The sequence below is a fragment of the Serratia sp. BIGb0163 genome (assembly GCF_024809935.1).
Taxonomy (GTDB): Bacteria; Pseudomonadota; Gammaproteobacteria; order Enterobacterales; family Enterobacteriaceae; genus Serratia; species Serratia quinivorans.
Map to the genome: position 1 here is coordinate 352,842 of NZ_JANUDZ010000005.1, position 9,270 is coordinate 362,111.

The window sequence follows — 9,270 nt, forward strand, 5'->3', positions numbered from 1 at the left end:
CCGGCGCCGAAACGCTGGAGGCTTGTAGTCACTTAAGGCTTATAACGGCGTGGTCTGCGCTTCCACCACGGCCAGCGCGACCATGTTGACGATGCGGCGTACCGAGGCGATTGGCGTCAGGATGTGTACCGGTTTCGATACCCCCATCAGCACCGGCCCCACGGTAACGCCTTCGGAAGAAGATACGCGCAGCAGGTTGTAGCTGATACGCGCCGCTTCCATATTCGGCATGATCAGCACGTTGGCCGCCCCTTTCAGCGGGCTATCTGGCATCAGATCGTTACGGATGCTTTCCACTAGCGCGGCATCACCGTGCATCTCACCGTCAATCTCCAGCTCCGGTGCCATCTTGTTCACCAGCTCCAGCGTTTTACGCATCTTGCAGGCCGCCGGGTTATCGGAAGAGCCAAAGCTGGAATGAGACAGCAGCGCCACCTTGGGTTCAATCCCGAAACGGCGCACGGTTTCCGCCGCCATCAGGGTGATTTCTGCCAGTTGCTCCGGCGTCGGATCGTCATTGACATAGGTGTCGGCAATAAAGGTGTTGCCGCTTGGCAGCAGCAGCGCATTCATCGCCCCGGCAACGTGCGCCCCTTCGCGGAAACCAAACACTTTCTCGACCACGTCGTAATGCTCGTGATAGCTGCCGATGGTGCCGCAGATCATCGCATCCGCCTCGCCGCGATGCAGCATGATGGCAGCGATCAGCGTTGGGTTACCAATTACCGCACGACGCGCCTGTTCCTGAGATACGCCACGACGCTTCATGATCTGGTAATACTCGCCCCAGTATTCGTTAAAGCGTGGGTCGGACTCGTTGTTCACCACTTCAAAGTCTTTACCCGGCGTCAGTTGCAGGCCGAGTTTTTGCAGCCGCATTTCAATCACGCTCGGACGACCGACCAGGATTGGATAGGCCAGCCCCTGCGACACCAGTTCCTGAGTCGCATGCAGTACCCTTTCCTCTTCCCCTTCCGCCATCACCACGCGCTTCATTTCTTTCTTCGCCTGGGAGAAGATCGGCTTCATGAACAGGTTGGTTTTGTAGACGAACTCGGACAGTTTTTCGACGTAGGCGTCAAAGTCTTCGATCGGACGTGTCGCCACGCCGGACTCCATCGCCGCCTTGGCAACCGCCGGGGCGATTTTAACAATCAGGCGCGGATCGAAAGGCTTGGGAATGATGTATTCAGGGCCAAATGACAGGTCCTGATCGCCATAGGCCGAAGCCACCACGTCGCTCTGTTCTGCCAGTGCCAGATCGGCAATCGCATGCACGCAGGCCAGCTTCATTTCTTCGTTGATGGTGGTCGCGCCCACGTCGAGCGCGCCGCGGAAGATGAACGGGAAGCACAAGACGTTGTTGACCTGGTTCGGGTAGTCGGAACGGCCGGTACAGATAATGGCATCCGGACGCACGGCTTTCGCCAGCGGCGGCAAGATCTCCGGTTCCGGGTTGGCCAGCGCCATGATCAACGGATCCCTGGCCATGGTTTTCACCATATCCTGGGTCAACACGCCCGGACCGGAACAGCCGAGGAAGATATCGGCATCCGGGATAGCATCCCCCAGCGTCCGCTGGCCGTTGTCTTCGATGGCATAGGCCGCTTTGGTCTGTTCCATGTTGGCGTCGCGACCTTTGTAGATAACCCCCTTGGAGTCGCAGACGGTAATGTTCTGCTGGCGCAACCCCAGCGCCACCAGCAGGTTCAAACAGGCGATCGACGCCGCGCCGGCACCGGAAACCACCAGTCGCACGTCGGAAATATTCTTTTTCACTACCCGCAGGCCGTTCAGCACTGCGGCGGTGGTGATAATGGCGGTACCGTGCTGATCGTCATGGAATACCGGGATCTTCATGCGCTCACGCAGTTTCTGCTCGATGTAGAAACACTCCGGCGCTTTTATGTCTTCCAGGTTGATACCGCCAAAGGTGGGCTCCAGCGCGGCGATGATGTCGATCAGCTTGTCAGGGTTTAGCTCATCCACTTCGATATCAAACACGTCGATGCCGGAAAACTTCTTGAACAGGACGCCTTTCCCTTCCATTACCGGCTTACCGGCCAAGGCACCGATATTACCCAGCCCCAGCACCGCCGTACCGTTGGAAATCACCGCCACCAGGTTGCCGCGTGCGGTGTATTTGTAGGCCGCGAGAGGATCGGCAGCAATTTCCAGACAAGGGGCTGCGACGCCCGGCGAGTAGGCCAGCGCCAGATCGCGTTGCGTTGCCAGCGGTTTGGTTGGAGATACCTGGATCTTCCCTGGGGTCGGATACTGGTGAAAATCAAGCGCACTCTGTTTGAGCTGTTCGTCCATTATGGGTTCCTATGCTTTTTGCTTTTATGTTGAGGTAAGACTTGTAAACCTTTAAGGCTATGAGGCTGCGTCCTGTCATTGTCCGTGGCGCCGTCGCAGACCCAAAAGCCCGTAATCAAGGCAGAGGGAGCAGAGCATAGCGGGCCTATGTTCAAACCCGACAACGCGGAGTACGGGCTTTTGGGGCGCGACCCGAAGGGCTGGGGCCATTTGAACGCGCATCTGTGTTACGAGTCGCTTATTTGGCCCACCAAACCTCACGACCCGCGCCTTGCTGCGCGTCCAAATGACCGCCAGCGGCGCTCACGTACAATGGCAGGGCACAGCCTTTAAGTATAGTGAGAGAAACGTCACAAACTTTGAAGCGGGCCATAACCTTGATCGAAATAGTTTTTTAAAAGTAAAAAAAGAAGTACCACAGGAGGGAAAAGAAAAACACTGCCGTCAGTGCGACTGATAGTGAGTTTGATAACAAAGTTGTTTTTTAGCTCGAGATACCCGGGCCTAGCGCACCGAGGGGCGCTCCGGCAGCCAAGGCTGCTACGACCCCTTCGGCACGCTCTCCCTAATATCGGGCATCATCAGTAGTCTGAATACCGTCAGTGCGACGGCAGTTGGGCACGCCAGGCATTGAGCGTCGCCACCCGGCCTGCGCAAATTTGTAACGAGGTTTGTAGTGCCAGCGTGTAACTCAGCGCATCGCCCCAGGTGTTACCCAGCAGCTGCGGCTGCTCACACGGAGTAAACACCGACTCAGGGGGCAACAGCACCACCGGCGCTGCCGTCTGCGGAGGTTGGGCGCAAGAGCTCAATAACAGCGCCAGGCATAGGCTGCCCAGCACAGGCGTCATTTTTAATCGCTTCACGGTATTTCCTCTGGTAAACGTCGCTTTGCTGGCGCAACTGCTGTTCCTGCTGCTGAGCCGCCATCAGCGCCCGGTTCTGGGCATCCTGGGTTTGCAGCGTGGCAATCAACCCCGCCTGCTGCGCCAGGGTCTTTTGCTGTTCGCTCGCCTGCTGTCGCATCAGATCCAGCCGATGCGACAACAGCGAGCTATAAGCGGCCAGGCAGATGGCTGCCAACAGCAGCAGCAACAATCCCCCCTGCGCCAACCGGCTCAGCCAGCCGCTCATGCCGGGTAATCCCTGAAGGAAAGCTGGAAGTGTGGCCCGTCCTTCAGCGTTTTCCATTCGCCCCCCCACTCAACGTTAACCGCACATTCGCGTGCCGCACGGCGCACCGCCACCGCGATTTGCGCGTAATAGTCCCATTCCCACGACACCACGCCCGCCGGCATCGCCACCACATCCACCGCGTGACCGGTCAAATGCCGGCTTTTCAGCGTCTGACTTTGACCACCGCGTACCAGATCGCGCTGACGCGCCATGGTACGCAGCCCCTCAGTGATGGAAAACGGCACCAACGAGTAATGCAGTGCCAGCCGTATCACCCGTACCAGATCCGGGTGAACGCCAATTAAGTTCGCCTCACTGCGGGCGGTAAACCGAATATCTTCAATTTCATTTATCATTTTTAAGCCCCGTTTTTTTTCCTATGATTTTTTTAATTAATGCGCTGATATAATCGGCCCCAAGAAAGCCAATCAGTACGCTGGCAAGATTCGCCCACTTTAATTCCAACCCGGCCAGCGCTAATGCATCGCGTACCGTCCAGGCCAATAATGCACACATGCCGGCATTTAATAGTCGGCGCCGCATACCTACGTTGCGGTAAGCTCCGTGCAATAACGCCATGATGCCCGCCAAAATGGCATTCATCACCGGCTGCAGATATTCACATGCTCGCTGGATAATTAAGCCAACAGCGTCTGGCTCTAAACTGGACATAGCTGAACTCCTATTTTATTTTAATTAACTGCCAATCACGGCCGGTGGGATATCGGTACATTCAGAATCTAGTTAAGGATGCTATAACAAAGCAAATGAATAAATACAGCCTCTAAGTTCAAATTGATTCATGCTCAGCCATGGCACAACAACTCGTGGTAAATAACGGCGTCGAGCGATAAAAAATTCATCTTTACTGTGATTTTTTTCGACTTCTCTTTATTGGAAAAATAAACATTAATAGCGGCGAGAGAATGGCTCTCAATAACAACAAACCTCAACTCTGGAGAAATACCATGTCCGAACGTAAAGCCGTTATTGGTTATTATTTTATTCCGACCAACCAAATTAATAACTATACCGAGTCTGATACTTCAATCGTGCCCTTCCCGGTGTCCAACATCACACCGGCCAAGGCCAAACAGCTGACCCACATTAATTTCTCGTTCCTCGACATTAACAGCAATCTGGAATGCGCCTGGGACCCGGCGACTAACGACGCCAAGGCGCGCGACGTGGTCAGCCGGTTAACCGCGCTGAAGGCACACAACCCCAGCCTGCGGATCATGTTCTCCATCGGCGGCTGGTATTACTCCAACGACCTGGGCGTTTCCCATGCCAACTATGTCAACGCGGTGAAAACCCCGGCGGCACGTACCAAATTCGCTCAATCCTGCGTCCGCATCATGAAAGATTACGGTTTTGACGGCGTGGATATTGACTGGGAATATCCGCAAAGCAGCGAGGTGGACGGCTTTGTCGCCGCGCTGCAGGAGATCCGCACCCTGCTTAACCAGCAAACCCTGGCTGACGGTCGTCAGGCGCTGCCTTACCAACTGACCATTGCCGGGGCCGGCGGCGCTTTCTTCCTGTCGCGTTACTACAGCAAGCTGCCGCAGATCGTCGCCTCACTCGATTACATCAACCTGATGACCTACGATCTGGCCGGCCCGTGGGAGAAAATCACCAACCACCAGGCGGGACTGTTCGGCGACAGCGCCGGGCCAACCTTCTATAACGCGCTGCGCGAAGCCAACCTGGGCTGGAGCTGGGAAGAACTGACCCGCGCCTTCCCCAGCCCGTTCAGCCTGACGGTAGATGCGGCGGTGCAACAGCATCTGATGCTGGAAGGCGTGCCGAGCAACAAGATCGTCATGGGCGTGCCGTTCTACGGTCGCGCGTTCAAGGGCGTCAGCAGCAGCAACGGCGGCCAGTACAGCAGCCACAGCACCCCGGGGGAAGATCCGTTCCCGGGCACCGACTATTGGTTGGTGGGCTGTGAAGAGTGTGTGCGCGATAAGGATCCGCGCATCGCCTCCTACCGCCAACTGGAACAAATGCTCTTGGGCAACTACGGCTATCAGCGCCTGTGGAACGACAAGACCAAAACGCCGTACCTGTATCACGCGGCCAATGGCCTGTTTGTTACCTACGACGACGTCGAAAGTTTCAAGTACAAGGCGAAGTACATCAAGCAGCAGCAACTGGGCGGCGTGATGTTCTGGCATCTGGGTCAGGATAACCGTAACGGTGACCTGCTGGCGTCGCTGGACCGCTATTTCAACGCGACGGACTACGATGACAGTCAACTGGATATGGGCACCGGCCTGCGTTATACCGGCGTTGGTCCGGGTAATTTACCGATCATGAGCGCCCCGGCTTACGTTGCCGGTACCACCTATAACCAGGGGGCGCTGGTGTCTTATCTTGGCTATGTCTGGCAGACCAAGTGGGGCTTCATCACTTCCGTACCCGGCTCGGACAGCGCCTGGCTGAAAGTGGGCCGCGTGGCATAACGGCAGGTTGCCGCATTAAAAAACCCCGGGGCCGATGGCAACGGGGTTTTTATTGCATTAAACGTTTAATTTTCGCATCCCTTCGTGGTCAATTCCCTCAGTTGTTACACCAAGGGTAACCCCCGTCACGTATCACTTCGCGTCCCATCAGGCTAAAGACGTCGCTTTTACGCGTCAGTCGCTCATGCCACCAGCTAAATCCGGCGCCCTTGCTGGCCGGGTGCCAGGCCAGCCAAATCATTTCGTCCCCCTTTTGCATATCGACCGGCACCGTCACCAGCTCACCGCTCGCCAACTCTTTTTCTATCAGCGCCGGTGGCAGGAAGCCGTGACCAATGCCGCGCTTCAACAGCGACAGCTTACTTTCGACGTCGCACACCACCAGTTGGCGCTGTAACGGCATGGTGCCGTGGTTACGTTTGGGCAGTTCGTGGCTGCTGTCGGCAATCACCACCACGATATCGTTCAGCCGCTGGTTTTTATCCACCGGCTTTTTCTGCGCCGCAAAGGGATGCGAAGGTGAAACACAGAGCACAAAATTCAGTTTGCCGAGCATCAGCGTTTTGGCCTGCACGCTGTCCGGGATCTGGCCGATGGCGATAATCAAATCCGCCCGGTTGTTCTTCAGGGCGTCCCAGGTACCATTCAGTGCTTCACGCTGTACGGAAATGTTGGCATTTGGGCTGTGCTGGATATAGTCACGGATATCCTGGGTGATAGTTTCCAGTGGAAAGAAATTATCGACGACGATGCGGATATTATTATCGAATTTCGGGATGTTTCTTACCCTACTCTCAAGATCCTGCACCGCATTTAAAATCCAGCTGCCCTCTTGCAACAGGAATTCCCCTTCATCTGTCAGGGTAATCATCGGGCCATTACGATGAAAAAGTTTCACGCAGAGTTTACTTTCAATATTGGAAACCCTATAGGATATCGCCGACGGCGTTTTATGCAACGCCTCCGCCGCCATTGAGAAAGAGCCGGTACTTTTTATGGTGCTGATTATTTTAATCGCATCCAGGGATAATCTAGTCATACAAATTCCTCTTTGAAATAAAATAAGAAAAAATTGACACTAAATTCCCAAGTGGTTGGCGCGTAAAAGTCGTTCAAGTCACACAAGAGTAAGTAAAACCACAAGCAATATACTCCATATCGGAGAGCGTCATCTGAAAGACTATTCATCGAACCTTTAAATAAAATTCATCATGACGCCGTTTTTTTAGACAGCAGTATTTAAATAAATTCAACCAAGAAACGAAAGGCAATCATCATAATAATTTTAGTTAATAGCCTATAAAACATTCCATCCTGACAGCCGAGACTAAGAGTAAAAATAAAACAAGCCGCCAAGAATGATGTTTTTAATCTCGTTAATAACCTCTCATTTCACCGGTGAAATAAACCCGACTTACAATACAACTTCAGTCAGGAGTGACTTATGAACAATACTTCTCGTACCCTTATGTCCCTTGGCCTGTTGAGCGCCGCACTGTTTGGCGTATCACAACAGGCTGCCGCCCACGGCTATGTCGAAACCCCGGCCAGTCGTTCCTACCAGTGCAAGCTACAACTCAATACCCAGTGCGGCAGCGTGCAATACGAACCGCAGAGTGTTGAAGGGTTGAAAGGCTTCCCACAGGCCGGTCCGGCAGATGGGCATATCGCCAGCGCCGACAAATCCACCTTCTTCGAGCTGGATCAACAAACGCCGACCCGCTGGAACAAGATCAACCTGCACACCGGTGCCAACTCCTTCACCTGGACGCTAACGGCTCGCCATAGCACCACCAGCTGGCGTTATTTCATTACCAAACCAAACTGGGATGCCTCCCAGCCGCTGACCCGTGCATCGTTTGACCTGACGCCGTTCTGCCAACAGAACGACGGCGGCGCGATCCCTGCAGCGCAGGTCACCCACCACTGCAACATACCGGCAGACCGTAGTGGTTCGCACGTGATCCTCGCCGTGTGGGATGTGGCAGATACGGCCAATGCCTTCTATCAGGCAATTGACGTTAATTTGACTAAATAATAAGGAGGGGGAATACCGCAGGGTTCAGCCGGGTGCTGAACCCTTTTTTATTGTCTGTCTCCGCTATAAGCCTGGTTTTCGGGGATCCATAGTTCTTATCCATTGCAACAATCAGAAAAAGCGCATTTTAATCGGCGGGCTTCTGATGCAGTGTGTGCAGCCTACGATGGAAAACGTTCTCATTTCCCTACATTGACGTTTGGTCAAGGAGCTTATAAATGAATCAACTGGATGCACTCAAGCAGCTAACCACGGTGGTAGCCGACAGCGGCGATATCGAATCGATCCGCCAGTTCGAACCGCAAGACGCCACCACCAACCCTTCACTGATCCTGAAGGCCGCTGCACTGCCTCAGTATAAGCCACTGATCCTCGAAGCCCTGAGCTATGCCCGCCAGCAAGGTGGCAGCAAAGAAACCCAATTGATTAATGCCTGCGACAAACTGGCGGTCAATATCGGCGTCGAAATCCTGAAAAGCGTACCGGGCCGCATTTCCACCGAAGTGGATGCCCGCCTGTCCTTCGACCGCGGTATGTGTGTGGCCAAGGCACGTAAACTGATCGCGCTGTATCAGCAACAGGGCATCGATAAGTCACGTATTCTGATCAAACTGGCTTCTACCTGGGAAGGCATCAAAGCCGCCGAGGAGCTGGAAAAAGAAGGCATCAATACCAATCTGACGCTGCTGTTCTCTTTCGCCCAGGCCCGCGCCTGCGCCGAAGCCGGCGTGTTCCTGATTTCACCTTTCGTTGGCCGTATCTATGACTGGTATCAGGCTAAACAGCCTGCGGCTGACTACGACGCAGAGCAGGATCCTGGCGTGAAATCAGTGCGCAACATTTATGAATACTACAAACAGCACCGTTATCAGACGGTGATCATGGGTGCCAGCTTCCGCAAGGTAGAGCAAATTCTGGCCCTGGCCGGTTGCGATCGCCTGACCATCGCACCAAACCTGCTGGAACAACTCAAGCACAGCGAGCAACCGGTCGAGCGTAAATTGACGCCATCCACCGAAGGTTTCCATCAGCCTGCCCCACTGGCCGAAGCTGACTTCCGTTGGCAGCACAATCAGGACGCCATGGCGGTTGAAAAACTGGCCGAAGGTATCCGCCTGTTCGCCGTTGACCAGCAAAAGCTGGAAGATATGCTGGCCGCTGAACTGTAATCACACTGGAGTAAAACATGTCCTCTCGTAAAGAGCTTGCCAACGCCATCCGCGCACTCAGCATGGACGCCGTACAAAAAGCAAATTCCGGCCACCCGGG

General features: G+C 54.5%; 10 protein-coding genes. 4 read left to right on the plus strand and 6 right to left on the minus strand.

The genetic code is table 11. From position 1 onward, the window contains the following. Positions 1 to 39: 39 nt before the first annotated feature. From maeB to M2406_RS18885, 5 genes are all read right to left on the minus strand, one after another. Positions 40 to 2,319 carry an NADP-dependent oxaloacetate-decarboxylating malate dehydrogenase gene (gene maeB / locus M2406_RS18865; protein ID WP_012146184.1) on the minus strand — a complete coding sequence of 760 codons (2,280 nt, stop codon included), beginning with the start codon at positions 2,317 to 2,319 and terminating at the stop codon, positions 40 to 42. 599 nt (positions 2,320 to 2,918) lie between these two features. Beyond that, positions 2,919 to 3,068: a hypothetical protein gene (locus tag M2406_RS18870; RefSeq protein WP_259191015.1), complete on the minus strand. Its 150-nt coding sequence runs from the start codon at positions 3,066 to 3,068 to the stop codon at positions 2,919 to 2,921. Between the two features lie 4 nt (positions 3,069 to 3,072). Beyond that, on the minus strand, positions 3,073 to 3,453 hold the full coding sequence (locus M2406_RS18875) for a hypothetical protein (protein WP_259191009.1): 381 nt from the start codon (positions 3,451 to 3,453) through the stop codon (positions 3,073 to 3,075). Next, a complete protein-coding gene (locus M2406_RS18880) occupies positions 3,450 to 3,851 on the minus strand; it encodes a M15 family metallopeptidase (RefSeq protein WP_012146186.1) in 402 nt (133 codons plus the stop codon). The genes M2406_RS18875 and M2406_RS18880 overlap by 4 nt, the downstream gene beginning before the upstream one ends. Then, entirely contained in the window at positions 3,841 to 4,167 is a 327-nt protein-coding gene (locus tag M2406_RS18885) for a phage holin, lambda family (RefSeq protein WP_012146187.1), read from the minus strand. The genes M2406_RS18880 and M2406_RS18885 overlap by 11 nt, the downstream gene beginning before the upstream one ends. Positions 4,168 to 4,463: 296 nt before the next feature. Here M2406_RS18885 and M2406_RS18890 point away from each other — a divergent pair, with 296 nt between their 5' ends. Beyond that, positions 4,464 to 5,963, plus strand: a complete 1,500-nt coding sequence (locus M2406_RS18890; RefSeq protein ID WP_259191010.1) for a glycosyl hydrolase family 18 protein — start codon at positions 4,464 to 4,466, stop codon at positions 5,961 to 5,963. A gap of 97 nt (positions 5,964 to 6,060) precedes the next feature. On the opposite strand, the gene M2406_RS18895 is transcribed toward M2406_RS18890, so the two are convergent. Next, complete coding sequence (locus tag M2406_RS18895; RefSeq protein ID WP_012146189.1) at positions 6,061 to 7,002, minus strand: LysR family transcriptional regulator; 942 nt, start codon at positions 7,000 to 7,002, stop codon at positions 6,061 to 6,063. A gap of 405 nt (positions 7,003 to 7,407) precedes the next feature. Between M2406_RS18895 and M2406_RS18900 the strand changes: the two genes are divergently transcribed. From M2406_RS18900 to M2406_RS26535, 3 genes are all read left to right on the plus strand, one after another. After that, a complete protein-coding gene (locus tag M2406_RS18900) occupies positions 7,408 to 8,001 on the plus strand; it encodes a lytic polysaccharide monooxygenase (RefSeq protein ID WP_012146190.1) in 594 nt (197 codons plus the stop codon). A gap of 218 nt (positions 8,002 to 8,219) precedes the next feature. Continuing rightward, positions 8,220 to 9,170: a transaldolase gene (gene tal, locus M2406_RS18905; RefSeq protein WP_017893603.1), complete on the plus strand. Its 951-nt coding sequence runs from the start codon at positions 8,220 to 8,222 to the stop codon at positions 9,168 to 9,170. A 17-nt stretch (positions 9,171 to 9,187) separates the two neighbouring features. Then, a partial coding sequence (locus M2406_RS26535; protein WP_134267863.1) for a hypothetical protein occupies positions 9,188 to 9,270 on the plus strand: 83 nt, incomplete at its 3' end.